General features: G+C 68.7%; 21 protein-coding genes. 2 read left to right on the top strand and 19 right to left on the bottom strand.

Translation table 11 applies throughout. From position 1 onward, the window contains the following. Nucleotides 1–6 precede the first annotated feature (6 nt). The 3 genes from WFM69_RS02365 to WFM69_RS02355 all read right to left on the bottom strand — a co-directional run bounded on the left by WFM69_RS02365 (nucleotide 7) and on the right by WFM69_RS02355 (nucleotide 3,148). On the bottom strand, nucleotides 7–2,010 hold the full coding sequence (locus tag WFM69_RS02365; protein ID WP_337001258.1) for a cytochrome c oxidase assembly protein: 2,004 nt from the start codon (nucleotides 2,008–2,010) through the stop codon (nucleotides 7–9). An 86-nt stretch (nucleotides 2,011–2,096) separates the two neighbouring features. Beyond that, nucleotides 2,097–2,384 (bottom strand): HU family DNA-binding protein, encoded by a 288-nt coding sequence (locus WFM69_RS02360; protein ID WP_017203554.1) that lies wholly within the window; start codon nucleotides 2,382–2,384, stop codon nucleotides 2,097–2,099. Between the two features lie 182 nt (nucleotides 2,385–2,566). Next, nucleotides 2,567–3,148, bottom strand: coding sequence for a TetR/AcrR family transcriptional regulator (locus tag WFM69_RS02355; RefSeq protein WP_337001255.1), 582 nt, complete (start codon nucleotides 3,146–3,148; stop codon nucleotides 2,567–2,569). Nucleotides 3,149–3,300: 152 nt separating this feature from the next. Between WFM69_RS02355 and WFM69_RS02350 the strand changes: the two genes are divergently transcribed. Beyond that, a complete protein-coding gene (locus WFM69_RS02350; protein ID WP_337001253.1) occupies nucleotides 3,301–4,125 on the top strand; it encodes an alpha/beta hydrolase in 825 nt (274 codons plus the stop codon). A 113-nt stretch (nucleotides 4,126–4,238) separates the two neighbouring features. Here the strand turns inward: WFM69_RS02350 and WFM69_RS02345 are convergent, their stop codons facing one another. The 16 genes from WFM69_RS02345 to WFM69_RS02270 form a co-directional block, all read right to left on the bottom strand. Next, a complete protein-coding gene (locus WFM69_RS02345) occupies nucleotides 4,239–4,952 on the bottom strand; it encodes an endonuclease domain-containing protein (protein ID WP_337001251.1) in 714 nt (237 codons plus the stop codon). Nucleotides 4,953–5,306: 354 nt separating this feature from the next. Beyond that, complete coding sequence (gene rpsN / locus WFM69_RS02340) at nucleotides 5,307–5,612, bottom strand: 30S ribosomal protein S14 (RefSeq protein ID WP_017203557.1); 306 nt, start codon at nucleotides 5,610–5,612, stop codon at nucleotides 5,307–5,309. Nucleotides 5,613–5,615: 3 nt separating this feature from the next. After that, nucleotides 5,616–5,786: a 50S ribosomal protein L33 gene (rpmG, locus tag WFM69_RS02335; protein WP_017203558.1), complete on the bottom strand. Its 171-nt coding sequence runs from the start codon at nucleotides 5,784–5,786 to the stop codon at nucleotides 5,616–5,618. Next, nucleotides 5,786–6,022 (bottom strand): 50S ribosomal protein L28, encoded by a 237-nt coding sequence (gene rpmB / locus WFM69_RS02330; protein ID WP_025102729.1) that lies wholly within the window; start codon nucleotides 6,020–6,022, stop codon nucleotides 5,786–5,788. Before rpmB ends, rpmG begins: the two co-directional genes overlap by 1 nt. A 139-nt stretch (nucleotides 6,023–6,161) precedes the next feature. Then, complete coding sequence (locus WFM69_RS02325) at nucleotides 6,162–6,893, bottom strand: DNA-3-methyladenine glycosylase (RefSeq protein ID WP_337001248.1); 732 nt, start codon at nucleotides 6,891–6,893, stop codon at nucleotides 6,162–6,164. Between the two features lies 1 nt (nucleotide 6,894). Next, entirely contained in the window at nucleotides 6,895–8,733 is a 1,839-nt protein-coding gene (locus WFM69_RS02320) for a hypothetical protein (RefSeq protein WP_337001246.1), read from the bottom strand. Then, nucleotides 8,723–9,526 carry a TIGR03943 family putative permease subunit gene (locus WFM69_RS02315; RefSeq protein WP_337001244.1) on the bottom strand — a complete coding sequence of 268 codons (804 nt, stop codon included), beginning with the start codon at nucleotides 9,524–9,526 and terminating at the stop codon, nucleotides 8,723–8,725. Before WFM69_RS02315 ends, WFM69_RS02320 begins: the two co-directional genes overlap by 11 nt. Further along, nucleotides 9,519–10,559 (bottom strand): permease, encoded by a 1,041-nt coding sequence (locus tag WFM69_RS02310; RefSeq protein ID WP_337001243.1) that lies wholly within the window; start codon nucleotides 10,557–10,559, stop codon nucleotides 9,519–9,521. The genes WFM69_RS02315 and WFM69_RS02310 overlap by 8 nt, the downstream gene beginning before the upstream one ends. Next, nucleotides 10,556–10,972, bottom strand: coding sequence for a Fur family transcriptional regulator (locus WFM69_RS02305; RefSeq protein WP_337001241.1), 417 nt, complete (start codon nucleotides 10,970–10,972; stop codon nucleotides 10,556–10,558). The genes WFM69_RS02310 and WFM69_RS02305 overlap by 4 nt, the downstream gene beginning before the upstream one ends. Before the next feature lie 44 nt (nucleotides 10,973–11,016). Beyond that, on the bottom strand, nucleotides 11,017–11,877 hold the full coding sequence (locus WFM69_RS02300; protein ID WP_442928361.1) for a metal ABC transporter permease: 861 nt from the start codon (nucleotides 11,875–11,877) through the stop codon (nucleotides 11,017–11,019). Between the two features lie 14 nt (nucleotides 11,878–11,891). Continuing rightward, the gene (locus WFM69_RS02295) at nucleotides 11,892–12,728 is read right to left on the bottom strand and encodes a metal ABC transporter ATP-binding protein (RefSeq protein ID WP_337001239.1); all 837 of its coding nucleotides are present in this window, start codon (nucleotides 12,726–12,728) and stop codon (nucleotides 11,892–11,894) included. Then, the gene (locus WFM69_RS02290; RefSeq protein WP_337001237.1) at nucleotides 12,725–13,738 is read right to left on the bottom strand and encodes a metal ABC transporter solute-binding protein, Zn/Mn family; all 1,014 of its coding nucleotides are present in this window, start codon (nucleotides 13,736–13,738) and stop codon (nucleotides 12,725–12,727) included. Before WFM69_RS02290 ends, WFM69_RS02295 begins: the two co-directional genes overlap by 4 nt. Before the next feature lie 63 nt (nucleotides 13,739–13,801). Further along, the gene (locus WFM69_RS02285; protein ID WP_337001235.1) at nucleotides 13,802–15,490 is read right to left on the bottom strand and encodes a glycoside hydrolase family 13 protein; all 1,689 of its coding nucleotides are present in this window, start codon (nucleotides 15,488–15,490) and stop codon (nucleotides 13,802–13,804) included. A gap of 53 nt (nucleotides 15,491–15,543) precedes the next feature. Continuing rightward, nucleotides 15,544–16,422: a carbohydrate ABC transporter permease gene (locus tag WFM69_RS02280; protein WP_337001233.1), complete on the bottom strand. Its 879-nt coding sequence runs from the start codon at nucleotides 16,420–16,422 to the stop codon at nucleotides 15,544–15,546. Further along, nucleotides 16,422–17,360 carry a carbohydrate ABC transporter permease gene (locus tag WFM69_RS02275; RefSeq protein ID WP_337001231.1) on the bottom strand — a complete coding sequence of 313 codons (939 nt, stop codon included), beginning with the start codon at nucleotides 17,358–17,360 and terminating at the stop codon, nucleotides 16,422–16,424. The genes WFM69_RS02280 and WFM69_RS02275 overlap by 1 nt, the downstream gene beginning before the upstream one ends. Next, the gene (locus WFM69_RS02270; protein WP_337001229.1) at nucleotides 17,357–18,700 is read right to left on the bottom strand and encodes an ABC transporter substrate-binding protein; all 1,344 of its coding nucleotides are present in this window, start codon (nucleotides 18,698–18,700) and stop codon (nucleotides 17,357–17,359) included. The genes WFM69_RS02275 and WFM69_RS02270 overlap by 4 nt, the downstream gene beginning before the upstream one ends. Before the next feature lie 100 nt (nucleotides 18,701–18,800). On the opposite strand from WFM69_RS02270, the gene WFM69_RS02265 reads away from it, so the two are divergent. Continuing rightward, nucleotides 18,801–20,021, top strand: coding sequence for an ROK family protein (locus WFM69_RS02265; RefSeq protein WP_337001227.1), 1,221 nt, complete (start codon nucleotides 18,801–18,803; stop codon nucleotides 20,019–20,021). Nucleotides 20,022–20,027 lie beyond the last annotated feature (6 nt).

Here is a 20,027-nt window from a genome sequence, read left to right as displayed (position 1 = left end):
CCGGCGTCAGCGCGCGGCGTCGCGCTGATCCCGCTCCGCCAGCGCGGCGAGCTTCGCGTTGTACTCCTCGAGCTCCGCGTCGCCGGTGCGATCCGCATGCCGGTCGGCGCGGCGCTGCAACTTGGTGTCGCTGCGGCTCCACTGGATCGCCACCGTGATCGCCAGGATCAGGGTCGGGATCTCGCCGATCGACCAAGCGATGCCGCCGCCCACGTACTGGTCCTGCATCGGGTCCACGCCCCAGTCCCGACCCATCGAGCCGAACCAGTCCGCGACCATCAGCCCTTCCTGCATCATGATGGCGATGCCGAAGAACGCGTGCATGGCCATCACGGCGATCAGGGTGATCAGGCGACCGGGGTACGGCAGGCGATACGGCACCGGGTCGGCGCCGATCAGGCTCATCACGAACAGATAGCCCGAGAGCAGGAAGTGGATGACCATCCACTCGTGGCCGAGATGCTCGTACATCGACCACCGCACCAGATCGGTGAAGTAGAAGGCCCACAGCGACAGGATGAAGATCGCCGCCGCGACGAAGGGATGCGTCACCACGCGGGCGAACGGCGAGTGCACGGCCCACATGATCCACTCGCGTCCGCCACGGGTGCCGTCGTCGCGCTTGTGGATGGCGCGCAGCGCGAGGGTGATCGGGGCACCCGTCACCATCAGCAGCGGGATCGCCATGGACAGCATCATGTGCCCCATCATGTGGATGCTGAACAGGTACTCCTGGTACGCGTTGATCGGCCCGCTGGTCACCCAGACGAGCATCAGCATCCCGAGCACCCAGAACACGGTGCGATGGATGGGCCAGCGGTCGCCGCGCTTCCGCAGACGTCGCACGCCGGCCAGGTACAGGAACAGTCCGAACGCCGCGGCGACGATCCACAGCACGTCGAAGTTCCAGGCCGTGAACCAGCGCTCGAGCGTCAACTCCGGCGGCAGCGGTGCCCCGGTGAGCTGCTCGGCGGGCGTCTGCACGAAGGCCGCCGTCAGTCCGGTCGGCGGGGGCGTGCGCGCGAGAGCAGCCGCGGCGCCCGAGGCGAGACCCATGAGCGCCACCTCGCACAGCACGAGCAGCCAGAACCACCCGGCCGCGCGCTCGCCCGACAGCTTGGGGATCAGTCGGGCGCGGTACCAGGCACCGAGCAGGCCCATGCCGCTCAGCAGCGCGACCTTCGCGAGCACGATCCAGCCGTACGGCGTTGTCCACAGGGCGTCCCAGCTCCCGACCGCCACGATCGACCGGGTGACACCCGAGAACGCGACCACCGCGAAGGCGGCGATCGCCAGCGAGGAGTAGCGGCTGACGAGCGATGCTGTGTCGACGTCGCACCGTCCGCGCAGCAGCACGAGGAGCAGGAGTCCGCCGAGCCAGACCGCCGCGCCGACCGTGTGCAGCAGGATCGAGTTGACCGCCATGGTGTGGCCGGCGAGGTCGCCGGCGTGCCCCTGGGTGGCCAGCGGGAGGAACGAGGCGGCGGCGAGCAGCGCCGTGATGAGCGTGGGCGTCCAGGACCGCCAGGCGAAGGCGAGCACCGTGATGATCGCGCCGAAGATCGTCGTGATGAGCCAGGACTGGCCGAGCGGCAGCTCCAGCAGGAAGCGCCCCAGCTGCGTGCCGAACTCGCGCTCGATGCTGAGCTTCGGGTTGAAGGCGGCCATGAACGCCAGGAACCCGGCGAGCCCCGCGGAGACCGTGAAGACGGCGGCTCCGACCGAGGCGATGTTCAGGGCCGAGTCGAAGGAGCCCGTGCCCGCGCGCAGGCCGAACAGTGCCAGCACGAGCGACCCGAGCATGACGGCGCCCGAGACGTTCATGATGAGCTTGGCGATCGGCGTGCCCCAGAGCACGAAGGGGCCCGGGTCCTGCAGCAGCGGCGGCTTGGCGCCTCCGCCGACCAGGAGGGCCAGCGTCAGGGCCACCAGGGCGGCGAGGAGGAGGATGACGATGCCGGCGACGCGATACGTCGAAACGCGACTCGTCGACTCGCTGCGGGAACTCACCCCTCCAGCCTAGGCGCGCCCGACGGGGAGAAAGCACGAAGGCCGCCCCCGTCGAGCGGGAGCGGCCTTCGAAGAGGTGCGTCGAATTACTTGACGGCAGCCTTGAGCTTGGAGCCAGCGGTCACCTTGACGCGCTTGCCGGCCGGGATCTTGATCTCGGCGCCGGTCTGCGGGTTGCGACCCGTGCGAGCAGCGGTGTCGACCTGCTCGAAGGAGATCCAGCCCGGGATGGAGACCTTGCTGCCCTTGGCAACAGCGTCGGAGACCGTGGCGAACAGCGAGTCGAGGACACCGGAGACGGTGGCCTGGCTCTGGCCGGTGGCGGAAGCGATGCTCGCGACGAGCTCGGTCTTGGTGATGGACTTGTCAGCCATGTCATCCTCCAGCGACGAAGGACCGTCGCATCGTTGTGGGTATCGGAGCGGATGCTCCTGGTCTGTCGACCGCCTTGAATGTATCAACGACCACCCAGATTTCCGCGTCATTTCGCGGGTTTTGGGCAATTACTGGGCGTGTCGCGTCACATTCGTCACTTCCGTCACACATTCCGGACTGCTCAGCGGACTCTGTGCGCGTCGATCACGGCAGCTGCCGTGCGCTCGAACGCCGGTGTGACACGACCCTCGCCGTCGAGATATCCGCCGACGAGCGCGGCATCGCGGAGCAGCACGAGGGAGGCCGCGACCTCTTCCGGGCGCTCCAGACCGGCGGCGTCGGCGACCGCCTGGAGCGTCGCGCGGAACCACTCCCGATGCTCGTCGATGAGCCGTCGCACGGCGCCGTCCGCATTCGGATACTCCGCGGCGGCGTTGATGAACGGGCAGCCGCGCGTGTGACGTTCGCGGATGTCGGCGGCGATGCCGTCGATCACGGCGGCGAGCAGATCGTCGGGGTCGGTGACGGCGGCCCCGGCCTCGGTGAACAGCGCACGCAGTGTCTCGTCCTCGTGCCCGAGGTAGGCGAGCACGAGGTTCTCCTTGCCGCCGAACTGCTTGTAGAGGGTGGCGCGGGTGACGCCGGCCTCCTCGATCACGCGGTCGACGCCGACCGCGTGGATGCCCTCCTCGTAGAACAAGCGGGTGGCGGCGTCGATCAGTCGTTCGCGGGCGGGGCTGGGGCGGTTCGTCGTGCTGTTCATGATTTCTCCTTCCTCATCGTGGCATCGGATCCGTGGCATCCGATCCCCGACTTCGGAACTTCCGGGAATACATTGCGGTAGATAGAACGTTCGGTCTACTATCAGCGTAACGCACTCCGACCACGGGGAGCCGAAACAGAGAGAAGAAGATCATGAACAGCACCGACAAGACCCCCATCGTCCTCATCCACGGACTGTGGATGACCCCCGCGAGCTGGCACACCTGGGCAGAGCGGTTCCGCGCCCAGGGCCACGAGGTGATCATCCCGGGGTGGCCCGGGATCGACGACCGCTCGGTCGAGGACATCCGCCGCGACCCGTCCGCCCTCAAGGGGATCGGCCTGAAGCAGATCGTCGACCACTACGAGCGCATCATCCGCGCCCTTCCGGTGAAGCCGATCATCATGGGGCACTCCTTCGGAGGCGTGATCACCCAGATGCTCGCCGACCGCGGCGTCGGAGCCGCCTACGTGGCCGTCGCCCCCGGACAGACTGCCGGCATCACCACGCTCCCCCTGTCGACCCTGTGGACCGGCACCCCGATCCTCGCGAACCCGTTCGGCCGCAACGGCGCCAAGCCCCTGTCGAAGCGGCACTTCCACTTCACGTTCGGCAACGACCTGTCCCGCGAAGAGTCCGACCGCCTCTGGGAGGAGTTCGCCGTGAACTCCTACAACCGGGTGTTCTTCGAAGGCGTGGCCGCAGCCTTCAACGAGAAGGGCGGCGTCACCCACGTCGACTATGCACGTGCCGACCGCGCACCGCTCTACATCCTCACCGGGGAGATCGACCACGTCGTGCCGCCGGCCATCGGTCGCGCGATCGTGAAGAAGTACCGCTCCACCGGCAGCCCCTCGATCGTGGACTACAAGGAGTACGCCGGCCGCACGCACCGGCTCGTCAGCCAGGACGGCTGGGAGGAGATCGCCGACGAGGCCCTCGCATGGGCCCTGTCGCACACCGCCGCCGTAGCATGACGCCCGCCATGCCTGCCTCGCCATGTTGGGCGGAGAACTCGGCCTCGGGCGGAGGATCTCGCGATGTTCTTCCTCCCCCCGCGGAGTTCTCCGCCCATGTGCTCGTGACGCCATCACGCCGCACAGTGGAGGCGCTGCGCAACCGCAGACAGGATCCTGCCCTGCACGGTCGGCCAGTGGTTCATCAGCTGGTCGTAGCCGATTCGAATCACGTGATACCCGCGAAGCATCAGCTCGGCATCATGCGCGATGTCACTAGCGCGTTGGGCTCCGACATGATGGCCGCCATCGATCTGGATGACGAGACGCTCCCCGATGAGGAAGTCCACTCGGTGCCCGACAATCCATACCTGGGGCGTGATCGACAATCCCAGCCATCCCAGCCGTGTGCGGAAGATGGTCTCCGTCCCGGCGTCGGCGAAGGGGGTCGCCTGCTCGAGCAGTCTCCTCGCGGCCGGCGGAAGGTGGACCCGTGCGAGCGCAGAAGGATCCACGACACGCATCCGCATCGCCGATTCCCACGTCGCGAGCGCGTCCTCGTACGGTTGGCACCGCGCCACGAGGATCAGGGCGTTCTCGATCGAGTCCTCGAGGAGATCGGGGTCGCGCGGAAAGCGCGGTGCGCTCCAGTGCACGATCCCCTTGACCGCCCCCGCATGGCCCGACTTGGCCGGAGCGGCGACATGGGGCTCCGACTCGGATGACACCCACAGCCCCTTCCTCGCGGCGAGGGTGATGCAACTGAGCACGACACCGCGCTTGGCTGCCGCGACGAGCATGGGATCGGTGCGGGGAAGCGCCACCCATCCGCGGCAGACGGAGATCACGACCCCTGCACTCACCGCCTGTCGCAGGGCGTGTTCCGTCAGCCCACATCGTCTCAGCGTGGCAATCCGAGCGATCCCCTGTCTCGCAGCAAGCACATCGACGACATCCATCCGTCGATCATGCGTCGACCCGCGCCCTCGCTGCGTCCGAGGTCGCGGGATCTGTGCGCGAGCTCGGAATCGGCGTTGCGATGCAGGAGCAGTGACCCCGGCGGAACTCTCCGTGATGGGCGGAGGATCTCGCCCCGAACCTCCGCCCTTGACCGAGAACTCCGCCCGAGGCGTGCGAGCCCGCGACCGCGGGGACGCAAAAGGGGCGAGGATCCGAAGATCCTCGCCCCTGTCTGCTGAGTCTTACCAGCTCGACTTGGTCACGCCGGGCAGCTCGCCACGGTGTGCCATGTCACGGAAGCGGACACGCGAGATGCCGAACTTCGTGAGGACACCACGGGGGCGGCCGTCGATGACGTCGCGCGAACGCACGCGAGCAGGCGACGCGTTGCGCGGCAGCTTCTGCAGGCCGACGCGTGCGGCCTCGCGGGCCTCGTCGGTGGCGTTCGGGTCGATCAGGGTCTTCTTCAGCTCGGCGCGACGCTCGGCGTAACGCTCGACGATGACCTTGCGCTGCTCGTTGCGAGCGATCTTGCTCTTCTTAGCCATTGATCAACGCTCCTCTCGGAATTCGACGTGCTGACGGATGACCGGGTCGTACTTCTTGAGCACGAGGCGGTCGGGGGTGTTGCGGCGGTTCTTCTTGGTCACGTACGTGTAACCCGTACCTGCCGTCGAACGCAGCTTGATGATCGGACGTACGTCCTGAGCCTTCTTGGCCATTAGAGCTTCACACCCTTCGCCTGGAGGTCCTTGACCACGTTCTCGATGCCGCGCGCGTCGATCACCTTGATGCCCTTGGCGGACACGTTGAGCGTGATCTTACGACCGAGCGACGGGACGAAATACGTCTTCTTCTGCACGTTCGGGTCGAAGCGGCGCTTCGTCCGGCGGTGCGAGTGCGAGACGTTGTGACCGAAACCGGGAACAGCTCCGGTCACCTGGCACACTGCTGCCATGATGGTGACTCCTTCTCTACCGTGAGGCCAGACGGCCCCACCCAAGATCCCTTGTCTGCACGCGACCCCACCCGCCGATCTCTCGGCCACAGAAGGGTAAGCACGCGAACTGCGCACAGGAGTGTGCGCAGACAAAGAGTCAGTTTAGCACGGGCTCCGCGCCGCCTGATCCCCGCAGCCCCTGCGCAGCATCGGCCGCCCCGCGCCCCCAGCGGAACGGAGACACCGTCGGATCGCCCTCGATCCAGAAGCGCCAGGGGAACACATCCGTTCCCGCCACTCCCGCGACACCGACCCGCGGCCCGCGGGCGACGTCGGTGCGCGGCGCCCCCATCCACAGCTCCGCCCTGGCTCCGTGCCGCACCCCGTCCGCGATCGCGTCGATGCCGTCGTGCAGGGGATGCCGCAGTCCCACGGCCTGACCGAGGCGGCCGGGACCGCGGGCGAGGTCGCGCGCGGCAGTCCGACCGAGCGGCAGGCTCACACCGCGACGACGAGCCGCGGCATCCACCCCGCCCACGATCTCTCCCGCCCGCAGCAGCACTCCGTCGCCCTGCCCCAGGGGACCGCAGACCACGTTGACGCAGGAGTGGATGCCGTGGCTCAGGTAGACGTACAGGTGCCCCGGCTCGCCCCACATCGTGGCGTTGCGGGCCGTGCGCCCCATCCGGGCGTGCGATCCGGGGTCGGCGATCTCGCCCGTACCCTGCCCGTGGTAGGCCTCGACCTCGGTGATGCGCAGTCGCACCTCGACGGGGCCGTCGCCGTCGTCGACCACCGTGCGCAGTTCGGCCCCGAGGAGCCGTGGCGCGACCTCCACCGCCGAGCCGCTCAGCTCCTCCCGGATCGCGCGGCGCAGGGCATCCGTCATCTCAGAACCGCGGGGCCGTCTGGCACCAGGATGCGTCGAAGCCCGTGAGCGCGACGATCTCCTTCCCGGAGGCCATGTCGATCAGGTGCGTCTCGACGTTCGCCGGCAACGGCAGGAGCATCCCGTCGTAGGGGTTGTTCGCCAGGTCGGGCGCGATCGCGACCGCCGCGTACTGCCCGCTCGGCGATGCGCAGGCCTGCAGGATCGAGTCCGTCGAGCCGACCTCGACCAGCGGTGTCGCCTTGCCGTCGTCGTCGACGCGGATGACGGCCTGACCGACCGGAATCCCGGAATCGTCGCGGGCGACCACGTGGCGGAGCGTGCCCCCGGGGAACGGGGTGATCGTGGTGGCGGCGCCGTAGTCGGGATCGGATGCCGCGAGCGGCGTCTCCGTGCCGTCGGTGAGGTTCAACTCGACGACGCTGCTGTCGAGACGCTCGACGATGGCGGTGTAGGTGCCGCGCGAGATGCCCTGGATGTTCGCCGCCAATCCGAGCGACTGCACGCCGGCGTCGCTGGCGCGATCGACGAGCGACAGCGCACCGTCGAAGTCGATGAACAGCACCGCGGCGCTGTCGGGCACGAACTGCCAGGCGAACACACTGGCCTCCTGACCCGCGACCTCGATGATCTGCGGCTTCGCATCGCCGCTCAGCGATTGCGTGACGAGCACGCTCGCACGCCCCTCGGTGTCGCTCAGCTCCTTGTCGGAATAGTTGTAGCCGACGAGTCCGCCGCGGTCGGAGACCTGGATCGCGCCGACGTAGCCGTCGCCGGGCAGGGCCAGCTCGCGCTGCTTGCTGCCGTCGCGGTCCATCACGAGCAGCTTCGAGCCATCGTCGTCCTCCACCGAGACCACGAGCTGCGTCGACGTCGCGCGGAAGTCGTTGATCTTGTCGGCCGCGAACACCGGTACAGCCTTCTGTCCGGTGAGGTCGGTGCGGAAGATCTTGTCCTCGCCGTCGACGTCGCGCCGGAGCAGGAAGATGTGGGATGCCGGCGTCGTGAAGCTCGTCGTCAGCGTGGTGGTCGGCCCGCCGCCGACGCCGACGACGTCGTTCACGCGGATCGTGTACTTCGTGGTGTCGTCGAGCGGCACGGTGAAGCGCACACCGACACCGCGGCCGGCCGCATCGACGGTGAAGGGCACGGCGGGCTCGACCGTGACCTGCGCCGGATCGATGTCGGCGAGCGCCTGATTCGCCGTGAGGATGACGCGACTTCCCGAGGATTCGATCGCGTGGGCGGCATCCACCTTCACGTTGCTCAGCCGCGGCCCCTGCAAGAGACTGGCGATGCCGAGCCCCGCGCCGACCAGCACGAGCACGCCGAGCACCGCGACGAGGGTGACCACGAAGCGCCGGGAGCTCGTCGGACGGGCGGGCTCGCTCTCCACGGGAGCACGCGACGCCGTGGGCGTGGAGGCCTCCTCCGCCGCGTCCCCTTCGACGACCACCGACGCTGCACCGACGAACACCGGCTCCGGCGCGACGGGGACGGACGGCAGTGCCGTCGCTTCGACATCTTCCTGGGCCGCGGCTTCGAACGCCGCCATCTTGCGGGCAGCGGCCTCCTGCTCGGCCACCTCGCGTTCACCGGCCTCGCGGACGGCGGCCTCACGAGCGGCCGCGTTGCGTGCCGCAGCCTCCCGAGCGGCCGCCGCGTCCGCGGCGACCTGGTCGGCCGCGGCGTCGGGGGGTTCGATCGGTTCGGGCGGCGGCGTGATGGCGCGCTCGATCCGCTCCGCCTCCGCTGCTTCGGCCGCCTCGCGCGCAGCGCGCATCTCGGCCCGGGTCCGCGGAACGGCGGGCACCTCGGGGCGCTCGTCGTCAGTACTCATAGGGATCCCCCGGCTCGTCGATCGCAACGACGTCGGTCGGTTCGATGTGGAGCTTGCCGTCGGCGTCGGCGCGCACGGTTCCCGTGACCTCGACCCACTGGCCGGTCTCGTACTTCTTGGGGTCGACCGAGACCGGCAGCGCGGCGGTCTGCGCGTCGATGACGCAGTGGGTGATGACCAGGCGCGTCAGGTTCACACCACCATCGCTCTCGGATTCCGGTGTCACGAAGCCGATGAGCTTCACCGCGGCTCCGTCATAGGCCGCCGTGTTCGTCGAGGTCGCGAACACGCTCGCCCAGTCGCCGACGCCGAAGGTCGACGTGTCGGCCACGCCCAGGGCGACGGTGTCCGCGCCCTGGAAGAGCGCGGTCTGCTCCCCCGCGCGCGACATCGCGAGCTCGACCGACAGCGAAGCAGGAGGCAGCACCAGCGCCGACACCACGAATCCGGTGGCGATCACACCGCCCGCCACCGCACCGACGCCCGCGAGCGTGCGACGCGGAGAGGGGCGAGTCGTACCGTGGTCCGCGTCGTCGACCGCATCCTCGCCATGGCCGTGATCATGCCCGTGGTCCAGCTCCTCCCCCAGGGGGAGGGTGCACGACCAGATGGCTCCGGCAAGCGTCACGACCGCGCCCGCGCACGCGAACCACACCGACTCGGGACTGATGTAGAGCGTGAGGCGCCCGGTGACACCCAGGCCGAGGGTGACGACGGCCATCACGGTCGCGAGCCCGACGCCCAACCAGCGGGTGGCGAGCGCGCGTCGGCGGGTGGTGGCCTGATCAGACAAGGACGTTCACCCCGATCCCGATGGTGAAGGCCGAGGCCAGCACGATGCCCACGATCCCGACCAGCGTGCGGGTCGTGAAGGTGGTGCGCATGAGCGCGAGCATCTTGATGTCGACGAGAGGCCCGACGAGCAGGAACGCCACGATCGCACCGGACGAGAACGTGGAGGCGAACGACAGCGCGAAGAAGGCATCGACGTTCGAGCAGATCGCGACCGTCATGGCGAGCACCATCATCGCGACGATCGACAGCACCGGGTTCGAGCCGATCGCGAGCAGCATCTCACGAGGGATGAGCACCTGCACCGCCCCGGCGAGCGCGGAGCCGATCACGAGCGCCGGCATCACCGCACGCAGTTCGACGAGGAACTGCGTGAGGCTGCGACGCACGGGGGTGCCGGGCTCGTGGGTGACGCGGTCGCACGTGTCGACGAAGCGCTGCGTGAGCATGCCGTCGGGGTCGGGGTGGCGGCTGTAGATCCAGCCGATCAGGTTCGCGATCAGGTAGCCGCCGACGAGGCGGGCGACGAGGATGCCGCCGTCCCAGCCGAACGCGGCGTGCGTGGTGAGGATGACGATCGGGTTCACGATCGGCGCCGCGATGAGGAAGGTCATCGCTTCGGCCGGCGCGAGGCCGCGCATCATGAGACCGCGGGCGAAGGGCACGTTGCCGCATTCGCACACGGGGATCAGCATGCCGAGCAGCGACAGCACCGCACGCCGTGCCCACGCGCGCTTCGGGAGCCAACGGTGGATGACGTCGGGCGGAAGCCACACCTGGACCACGATCGACAGCAGCACGCCGAGGATCACGAACGGCAGCGCCTCGATGAGCACGCTGAGGGCGAGGGTGAGGCCGTCCTGCGCCCGATCGGGCAGCGAGGCCGGGAAGAGCTTCGGCAGGAAGGCGTCGATCAGGAACAGCGCCGCGATGATGGCGACGCCGAGGCCCACACCGATCCATGCCGAACGCGGCGAGGGTGCCGGGCGATGGGTGTGGCCGTGACGAGTCGCCGTCGCTGCGGAAGAGCTCACGCGGTCGCTGCCCTCTCGGCCTCGCGCTTGTTGGCGCAGGGGGTGCACAGCCCGAAGATGTCGACCACGTGCGCGGCATCCGTGAAGCCGTGCAGCGCCGCGGTGCGGTGCGCCCACTGCTCGACGTCCTTGGCCTCGATCTCGACCGTCAGCCCGCACGAGCGGCAGATGAGGTGGTGGTGGTGGCCCTGCGTGGTGCACGCGCGGTACAGCGCCTCGCCCTCGGGGCTCTGCAGCGAGTCGGCGTCGCCCGCCGCGGCGAGGCCCGCGAGCGCGCGGTACACGGTCGCGAGTCCGATGCCGGTGTTGTCGTCGCGCAGCGACGCGTGGAGGGTCTGTGCGCTCACGAATCCGCGCGCGTCGGCGAGCGCTTCGCGCACGCGCTCGCGCTGCCAGGTGTTCCGCTGAGCCATACGTCGAGTCTAGGCCGCGGGGGTTGGCGAGGGCTGGGAGCGGTTCAGGCCGCGACCCGCCGCACCCGCGCCCTGGTCTTCTGCACGATCCAGCACACGACGTAGATCGTGAACGACAACGTGGTGATGTACGGGCTGACCGGCAGCGTGCCGGCGAGGGCGAGGAGGATGCCGCCGACCGCCGAGAGGAAGCCGAACAGCGCAGCGAGCAGCGGCACGGCGATGGGACCGGCGGTGACGCGCATCGCGGCCGCGGCCGGCGTGACCAGCAGCGCCATCACGAGGAGCGCCCCGATGATGTGCACGCTCACCGCGACGATGAGTCCGAGCAGCACCATGAACAGGAGGCTCACCGCACGGGTGGGCACGCCGCGCGCGGCGGCGGATTCCGGGTCGAGCGAGTCGAATCGCAGCGGGTTCCACATCACCAGCAGTCCGAGCAGCACGACGATGCTGATGCCGATGAGCCACCCGAGGTCGGGGCTCGACACCGAGACGATCTGGCCGGTGAGCAGACTGAACCGGTTGGCGCTGCGGCCGTCGTAGAGGGAGAGGAACAGGATGCCGAGGCCGAGGCCGAACGGCATCAGCACACCCACGATGGAGTTGCGATCGCGCGCCTTCGCCCCGAGGATCCCGATCAGGATCGCCGCCACGAGGGCACCGCCGAGGGATCCGGCCACGACACTCCCGCCGAACAGCAAGGCCGCCGCGGCTCCGGCGAACGAGAGCTCGCTCACGCCGTGCACGGCGAACGCGAGGTCGCGCTGCATCACGAAGACGCCGATGAGCCCTCCGACGATGCCGAGGACGGCGCCGGCGATGATCGAGTTCGCGAGCAGGGCGACGAGTTCGCCGTAGTCCTGGAAGGAGAAGATGTCGCTCCAGTCGACCATCGGCACCATGCCGGCGACGGCGGTCACGCGGCACCTCCGTGCTCGTGGGCGTCGTCGTGCAGGTGGTGCGGCTCGGCGTCCGGCACACCCACGACCACCAGGCGGTCGCCGGCGCGCAGCACGAACACCGGGGTGCCGTAGAGGTCGCTGAGCACGCGCGTCTGCAGCACCTCCTCCGGGGTCCCGAGCAGGAAGCGCCCGCCCGCGATGTAGAGGATGCGGTCGACGCGGCCGAGGATCGGGTTGATGTCGTGCGTCACGAACAGCACGGCCGCCCCGCGCTCGCGGCGCTGCCGGTCGATGATGTCGGTCACGCCGACCTGGTTTGCGAGGTCGAGGTTCGACAGCGGCTCGTCGCACAGCAGCAGTGCGGGCTCGTCGGCGAGGGCCTGTCCGACCCGGAGTCGCTGCTGCTCGCCGCCGGAGAGCAGTCCGACCCGGCGTTCCGCGAAGTGCGAGGCGCCGACGGCCTCGAGCAGCCGGTCGACCTTGGCGCGGTCGCCGCGGTGCGGGATGGGGAAGCCGAAGCGGCTGCCGTGCACCCCGAGAGCGACCAGGTCGCGCGCCCGCATGCTGGTGTCGGGAGCGAGCGAGCGCTGCTGCGGGATGTAGCCGATGCGCGCGTTGCCGCGGTGCACGGGCTCACCCGCGACGCGGATGCTGCCGGACGACAGCGGCTGCAGACCCAGGATGCTGCGCAGGAGCGTGGTCTTGCCAGAGCCGGAGGGCCCGAGTACCGCGATAAACTCGCCCGGCTCAACCGTGAGGTCGAGGCCGGACCAGAGTTCACGATCGCCGCGGTGCAGTGCCGCGTCGGAGATCTCGAGGACCGGGCTCACGCGCGGAGCCGCACCGCTCACGGCTGGACGGCGGCGGCGAGGCTCTGAATCGCATCACGCATCCACTCAGAGTACGACGATCCGTCCTCCAGCAGCTCCGTGAAGGCGACGACGGGGATCCCCGCGTCCTTCGCGGCCTTCTCCACACGCTGGGTCTCGGTCCCCCCGGTCTGCGCATTGGTGAGCAGGGCGGCGACCTGGCCGCTGTCGATCACCTTGAGCGCTTCGAGCAGCACGGCGGGGGCGACGTCGCTGCCTTCCTCGACCGACTCGGCGAATCCTTCCGGGGTGACGTCGGTCAGACCGGCGGCCGCGGCAAGGTAGCCCGGCAGCGGTTCGGTGATGAAGACACCGGTGCCGGCGGCATCCGCCTTGATGGCCTCGAGGTCGGATTCGAAGCCCTCCAGGTCGGCCACGAGCGTGTCGGCGTTGGCCGAGAACTCCTTGGCACCGGCGGGATCGAGCTCGGACAGCTGATCGGAGATCGCCTCGACGACGTGGATCATGGTGTGCGGGTCGAACCACACGTGCTCGTTGAAGCCCTCGATGTGGTTGTGCCCCTCGTGGCCGTCTTCGCCTTCCGCATGGTCGTGGTCGGCGTCGGGGGCCTCGGTCGCGGATTCGTCGCCGTGGTCGTGCTCGGTCTCGTCGTGTCCCTCGTTGCCGGGGAAGTCGTGCGAGAACTCGACCGCCGTGACCACTCGGGGATCCTTGGCGTCCTGCAGCAGCGTGTCGACGAACGCGTCGTATCCTCCGCCGTTCTCGATCACGAGATCGGCCTTCTGCACGGTCAGCCGGTCGCGCGCGGTCGCCTCGTAGGAGTGCGGGTCCTGCGACGCCGAGGTGATGATCGACTCGACGGTGACGCGGTCGCCGCCGATCGTCGCGGCGATGTCGCCGTAGACGTTGGTGCTCGCGACGACCTGGATCGTGCCGTCGTCGCCGCCCTCTCCCGCCGCGGGTGTGGAGCATCCGGCGAGCGCGAGGGCGGCGACGGATGCGAGGGCGAGGGCGACGAACGGCTTCTTCATGCTCCCACTCTAAACGCTAATGAGAACCATTATCAACTCTGGCGCATCATCCGATGCAGGCCCCTACTCGAGGAGATCAGCCGCTGCGATCCAGACCGTGGCCTCGGCCGGCACCGCACGTCCGTCGAACGGAGCGCTCGCGAGCACGACATGCGCCGCGTCCGCCCCCAGATCGAACGGCTCGGCACCGAAGTTCGACACCACCTGCCATCCGTTCGGTCGGGCGAAGCGCAGCACATCGGCGTGTCCGGTCTCGATCCAGTCGAGGCTCTCACCGGTCTGCAGCAGGTGCCGCAGGCGCAGGGCCTCCCGGTACAGCGACAGCGTCGACGACGGGTCGGCCTCCTCCACGCCGACCGCGTACTCGGCGAACCAGTCCGGCTGCGGAAGGTGTGCGCCCTCCGCGCCGAAACCGTAGGAGGAGCCCGTCGCGGCCCACGGCAGCGGCACGCGGCATCCGTCACGGCCGAGGCCGTCGAACTCGGCACCACGGAAGAAGCCCGGGTCCTGCCGCCGCTCCGGCGCGATCTGCGCGACCTCGTGGAGTCCGAGCTCTTCGCCCTGGTAGAGGTATGTGCTGCCCGGAAGGCCGAGCAGCAACAGGGTCGCCGCGTGCGCCCTGCGGAGTCCGCCTTCACGATCGAGGCCGTCCGCCGGACCGCCGGCCTTGACCCACTCGGTGCCCTGCTTGACCGGACGGCCGTTCAGCGCAGGAAGCCCGTAGCGCGTCGCGTGCCTCGTGACGTCGTGGTTCGACAGCACCCAGGTGGTCGACGAGCCGGTCGCCTCCGCCTGCTGCAGGTTGTCGGCGATGATGCTCCGGAACTGCCTGGCGTCGAAGTCGGCCACGAGCAGGTCGAAGTTGAACGCCTGCCCGAGTCCCTCCGCCGAGGCGTACTTCGCACGGCGCTCCGGGGTGTCGACCCACGCCTCCGCCACGGCGGTCCGCGGCGGATCGTACTCGTCGAACACCGCACGCCACTCGGCGTAGATCTCGTGCACGTCGTCACGGTCGACCATCGGGTGCGTGCCCGAGGTGCGGTCCATCGCGTCGAGCTCGGCGCGCGAGGGAAGCGGCTCGCTGAGGTCCTTCGTGAGCATGTGGGCGACGTCGATGCGGAACCCGTCCACGCCGCGATCCGACCAGAAGCGCAGGGTCTTCAGGAAGTCGGCGCGCACCTCGGGGTGGTCCCAGTTCAGGTCGGGCTGCTCCACCGCGAAGTTGTGCAGATACCACTGCCCGTCGGCCACACGCTCCCAGGCGCTGCCGCCGAACACGGATTCCCAGTCGGTCGGCGGCTCGGTCCCGTCGGGCCCGGTGCCCTCTCGGAAGATGTAGCGGTCCCGTGCAGCCGAGCCGCGACCGGCGGCGAGCGCCTCCTGGAACCACTTGTGCTGGTCGGAGGAGTGGTTCGGGACGATGTCGACGATCACCCGGATACCGCGCGAGTGCAGCGCTTCGACCATGTCGTCGAAGTCGGCGAGGGTGCCGAGCCGCGGGTCGACGTCACGGTAGTCGGCGACGTCGTAGCCGCCGTCGGCGAGCGCGGACGGATAGAACGGACTGAGCCAGACCGCGTCGATGCCGAGGTCCTGGAGGTAGTCGGCCCGCGACACGATGCCGGGGATGTCGCCGATGCCGTCGCCGTTCGCGTCGGCGAAGCTGCGGGGGTAGATCTGGTAGACGGCCGCCTGACGCCACCAGGCGGCGTCTTCGGCGGAGCGGGTCTCGACGAGAAGCGCGTCGGTCATGAGGGGAGGACTCCTTCTTTCATTCCGGTGGTTCGAGTGCTTCGGTGCGGTGGTCAGCCCTTGACGGCGCCCTGGGTGACGCCCTCCATGACCCATCGCTGGGTGAACAGGTAGGCCACGATCGCGGGCGCCATCGCCATCAGGTACGAGGCGAACGCGACGTTGTAGTTGTTGCTGAACTGGTTCTGGAACAGGTTCTGTCGCACGGGCAGCGTCTGCAGCGCCGGATCGGCGATGATGAGCGACGGCATCATGAAGTCGTTCCAGGCGTACAGGAACGCGAAGATGCCGACGGTCGCGCTCATCGGGGCGAGCAGCGGGAAGATCAGCTTCCAGAATGTCTGCCAGGTCGTCGCCCCGTCGATGCGGGCGCTCTCCTCCAGCTCGATCGGAATCGAGCGCAGGAAGGCGGTGAACAGCAGCACGCTGAAGCTCAACTGGAACATGGTCGCGAGGATGATCACTCCGAAGGGGTTGTCGAGTCCGACGCGTCCGGTGAGCTGGATCTGCGGAAGCGCAACGACGGGAAACGGGATGAACATCGCCGCGAGCAGGTAGAAGAACGAGTAGCGGAACAGCCGTCGGTCCCAGTTGCGCACGATGGCGTACGAGGCGAAGGCCGCCAGCACGATCGTCGCGATCACGGTGCCCGCGGTGACGAGCAGCGAGATACCCGCGCCGACGGGGAACTTCGTCAGGGTCCAGGCCTCGACGAAGCCGTCGAAGCTGAACGGAGCCGGCAACGAGAAGGCGTTGCCGTCCACCGCTTGCCCCGTGGTCTTGAGGGCCATCGAGATGGTCACGTACAGGGGCAACAGGACGGTGACGGCGCACAGGATCAGGATGATCGTGCCCGACCAGTTCACGCGCTCCATGCGCACGCGCGGCTTCTTGCCCGAGGTGGGGATGGTGGTGAGCGTCTGCGTCGACATCAGAGTGCGTTCCTTCCGCGCGTCAGCGACAGCTGGAGGAGGGAGATGAGCACGGCGACGATGAAGAAGATGGTCGCGTTGGCCATCTGGTAGGCGTAGTCGCCGCCGTTGAAGCCCGCGATGATCGTCATCGCGACGCTGCGGGTCGAGGTGCCGGGGCCGCCGTTCGTGAGACCCACGATGATGTCGTAGGCGTTGAGGAAGCCCTTGAACCCGAGGATCACGTTGATCACCACGTATCCCGCGACCAGCGGAAGCGTGATGCGGGTGAGCTGCTGTGCCTTGCTGGCGCCGTCGATGCTCGCCGCCTCGTAGACCTCACCGGGGACCGACAGGAGGCCGGCGATGTAGATCAGCAGGGTGCCGGGAACGGCCTGCCAAGCGGTGACGATGACGATCGCGACCCAGGCGAGGTCGGGGTTGGCGAGCAGGCTCGTCTCGAGCCACGGGATGCCGGCCGCCGCTCCCGCGGCCGGGAGGGAGTTGGAGAACAGGAAGTTGAAGACGTAGGCGATGATGATGCCCGAGATCACCATCGGGATCACGAAGATCGTGCGCAGTCCGGTCTTGAAGCGGATGCGCGAGGTGAGCCCCACCGCCAGCAGGAAGGCCACCACGTTCACCACGATGACCGTGGCGATCGAGAAGCCGAACGTGAACAGGTAGCTCTGCAGGATCGACGGATCGCTGAACAGCGCGATGTAGTTCGTCAGCCCGTTGAAGCTCCACTCCCCGATCCCGATCGAGTCGGTGAAGCTGAAGAAGATGCCGATGACACCCGGCACCGTGATCGCCAGCGTGAAGATGACCAGCGTCGGCAGCAGGAACAGGTAGTAGATCGGCTCGACGCGGCGCGTGTGCCGGCGGAGCTTTCGATCGGCGCCGGTGACGATGAGGGTCGTGCTGTCGCCAGCCGTGGTGGGAGTGGTGGTGCTCATGGCGCGGACTCCTCTGTCTCGCCGGAAGCGGATGGGTCACCGGAAGCGGTGTCCTTCGTGGAGGGGATCGGCGCGCGGAAGGCGATGCGGGCCCAGTCCGCGTCCATGGTGCGGAGGATGGAAGTCGGAGAGGCCCCGAGCACCATCGCCTGCGCGTAGTTCATGATCGGCAGCGTCTTGGGCACGAGCACCGATGGGCCCTGGTAGATCTGCCCGTTGTCGTAGTACTCGACCATCCCCTCGATGCGGGGGTCGTCGGGGGCGGGGGCGCCCTTCGTCGGTGTGAACCCGAGCTGCGAGGCGTTGTACTTCTCGATGTTCTGCGGTTGGTAGAGGAACTCGAGGAAGTCGCGGGCGGCCTCCTGATGGCGCGACCCTTCGGGGATCATCGCCGCGAGGTCCATGTTGACGCGCACGCCGAGGTCGGCGGGGTCATCGGTCATGGGCAGCGGGAAGGTGCCGAGCTGTAGGTCGGGTGCGGTCTTCGCGATCTCGCTGAACGCCCACGGACCCTGCAGGTACATCGCGGCCTCGCCCTTGCCGAACGCGAGGTTGCCGTCGCCGTAGCCACGACTCGGAGCGTCGGCGTTCGTGTAGTCGTTCGCGAGCTGCAGCATCCGGTCCATCGGCTCGGCGAAGTCCTTCGAGAAGGAGACCTCGGAGTCGGGGCCCACATCCGCTCCCTCGTCCGCGAGCGCGTCGAAGAAGTCGATCACGTCGACGGAGCCGCCCGCGGTGTAGTCGTACCAGCCCTGCCCGACGGTCCAGTCGTCCTTGAACGTGCCGTAGAACGGGTCGATACCGGCAGCCTTGAGTTGGTCGCACACGGCGAGCAGCTCGTCCCAGGTCTGCGGGATCTGCAGCCCCTGCGCCTGGAAGATCTCCTTGTTGTAGATGACGGATGCGGCCATCACCGAGTACGGGAGTGCGCTCGTGCGCCCCTCGCACGATCCGTACTGATCCATGAGCGGCTGAAGGTCGTCGCGGATGTTCGCCGCCGCGTCGGTCTCGGAAAGGTCGGTGAGCGCGCAGCGCTGCACGAACCGGGCGATCTCGTAGTTGTAGTTGGCGAGCATGATGTCGGGCGGATTGCCGCGCACGAAACTCGCCGAGACGACGTCGACTCCCGAGGTGTCGATCTCGACCCTCACGTCGCTCTGTGAGGAGTTGTACTCGGCGACGAGGGCGGTCATGAACTCGATCGCCTCGCGCTTGCTGAAGGTGAAGCGGATGGTCTCCGCCCACGTGCCGGCGGCACAGCCCGCGAGTGCCGTGCCGACCAGGGTCACTCCCAGGACCGCAGCCACCGCCCGAGCCGCGCGCGTTCGTCTCTCAGACATCGTCGTCCTTCCGTCTTGTAAATCCGGATACTAAATCTAGTGAGCGAATTTACTCTGCCGAAGGGTACTCTCTCATTGGAAGACAGGGAGGTCAAGTGCCATGACAGAAGTCTCCGCAGACCTGGGCACCGGACGCGCGAGCGTCGGCGCCGTGCTCGACTTCGCCTGGACGGCGGGTGAATTCACCGCGACCGAGGCCATGGCGGGCACCTCCCTGACCCGCTCCACCGCCATCGACGCGATCGACACGCTGGTCGGGGCCGCCGTGCTGCGCGAGCTTCCGAACGCCCGCGCCGCCGGCACCTACCGCTCGGGTCGCCCCTCCCGTCGCTTCGTGCTCGCTCCCGACCTCGGCGTCGTGATCGGGGTGGACGCGGGCGACACCCACCTCGCCGTCACCGTGGCCGACCCGCTCGATCAGACCCTCGTGCACCATCGCGTCGAGTTCGAGCCGTCACAGTCCGCCGAAGAGAGGCGTACGACGATCCTCGATCGCCTCGGTGATGCGCTCGCCGAAGCCGGGGTGACACGTGACCAGGTGCTGGCGCTGTGCGTCGGCGTCGCGGCGCCCGTCGATCGCGACGGCATCTCACCTCCGCACCCGGAGGGCTTCTGGGAGCGCACCAACCCCGGACTCGCCGAGGCGCTGCGAGACTGGGCTCCCCTCGTCCAGATCAAGAACGACGCACAACTCGCCGCCATCGCCGAGGGGGCCGAGGGCGCAGCGATCGGATGCCGCGACTACGTCGCCCTGCTCGCGAGCGAGAGATTCGGCGGAGGCGTCGTGGTCGACGGCCACGTGCTGCACGGTGCGCACGGCGGCGTCGGCGAGGGCGTCGTGTTCGACCACATCGTCGGCGTCGGGTCGGCGTTCGGGCTCCGCTACTCGGTGCAGGATCAGGTGCGCGCGGCGGTCGACTCGGGAGAGATCTCGCACGACAGCGCGGTCGGTCGCCTTGCCGATACCGACCGCATCGACCCACGGCTCGTACTGACTCTCGCCGCATCGGGCGACCCGGACGCTGTGCTCGTCACCTCCCGCGTCGGAGCCACCGTCGCCCGCATCGTCGGCGTGCTCGGCAGCATGTACGACCCGGCACGCGTCATCGTGTGCGGAGCGGTCGCGGAGAGCATCGAGCCCGTGCTGACCGCGGCACGACGCATCCTCCCCCAGGAGCTGCATCTCCCGGCGCCGGAGATCCTCGCCTCGACCCTGGGTGCCGAGGTCGTGTCCCGCGGGGCGGTCGCGACCGCGCGACGTGCCGCCAGGGAGCACGCCGTGCCGCGGCTCGCCGAGGAACGCCTCCGCGCGAGCGCGTGACGCGGT

Source organism: Microbacterium sp. LB12, from assembly GCF_037150835.1.
GTDB lineage: Bacteria > Actinomycetota > Actinomycetes > Actinomycetales > Microbacteriaceae > Microbacterium.
Note: the sequence above shows the minus strand (reverse complement) of the source record. Positions and strands in the feature narration are given on the sequence as shown.

What these genes read in the sequence shown, in the direction of transcription:
- rpmG (WP_017203558.1), bottom strand. Translation starts at nt 5,786, where the DNA reads ATGGCCAAGAAGGCTCAGGACGTACGTCCGATCATCAAGCTGCGTTCG.
- WFM69_RS02270 (WP_337001229.1), bottom strand. Translation starts at nt 18,700, where the DNA reads ATGTCTGAGAGACGAACGCGCGCGGCTCGGGCGGTGGCTGCGGTCCTG.
- WFM69_RS02355 (WP_337001255.1), bottom strand. Translation starts at nt 3,148, where the DNA reads ATGAACAGCACGACGAACCGCCCCAGCCCCGCCCGCGAACGACTGATC.
- WFM69_RS02285 (WP_337001235.1), bottom strand. Translation starts at nt 15,490, where the DNA reads ATGACCGACGCGCTTCTCGTCGAGACCCGCTCCGCCGAAGACGCCGCC.
- rpmB (WP_025102729.1), bottom strand. Translation starts at nt 6,022, where the DNA reads ATGGCAGCAGTGTGCCAGGTGACCGGAGCTGTTCCCGGTTTCGGTCAC.
- WFM69_RS02305 (WP_337001241.1), bottom strand. Translation starts at nt 10,972, where the DNA reads ATGGCTCAGCGGAACACCTGGCAGCGCGAGCGCGTGCGCGAAGCGCTC.
- WFM69_RS02300 (WP_442928361.1), bottom strand. Translation starts at nt 11,877, where the DNA reads ATGGTGCCGATGGTCGACTGGAGCGACATCTTCTCCTTCCAGGACTAC.
- rpsN (WP_017203557.1), bottom strand. Translation starts at nt 5,612, where the DNA reads ATGGCTAAGAAGAGCAAGATCGCTCGCAACGAGCAGCGCAAGGTCATC.
- WFM69_RS02325 (WP_337001248.1), bottom strand. Translation starts at nt 6,893, where the DNA reads ATGACGGATGCCCTGCGCCGCGCGATCCGGGAGGAGCTGAGCGGCTCG.
- WFM69_RS02280 (WP_337001233.1), bottom strand. Translation starts at nt 16,422, where the DNA reads ATGTCGACGCAGACGCTCACCACCATCCCCACCTCGGGCAAGAAGCCG.
- WFM69_RS02290 (WP_337001237.1), bottom strand. Translation starts at nt 13,738, where the DNA reads ATGAAGAAGCCGTTCGTCGCCCTCGCCCTCGCATCCGTCGCCGCCCTC.
- WFM69_RS02275 (WP_337001231.1), bottom strand. Translation starts at nt 17,360, where the DNA reads ATGAGCACCACCACTCCCACCACGGCTGGCGACAGCACGACCCTCATC.
- WFM69_RS02265 (WP_337001227.1), top strand. Translation starts at nt 18,801, where the DNA reads ATGACAGAAGTCTCCGCAGACCTGGGCACCGGACGCGCGAGCGTCGGC.
- WFM69_RS02360 (WP_017203554.1), bottom strand. Translation starts at nt 2,384, where the DNA reads ATGGCTGACAAGTCCATCACCAAGACCGAGCTCGTCGCGAGCATCGCT.
- WFM69_RS02320 (WP_337001246.1), bottom strand. Translation starts at nt 8,733, where the DNA reads ATGAGTACTGACGACGAGCGCCCCGAGGTGCCCGCCGTTCCGCGGACC.
- WFM69_RS02350 (WP_337001253.1), top strand. Translation starts at nt 3,301, where the DNA reads ATGAACAGCACCGACAAGACCCCCATCGTCCTCATCCACGGACTGTGG.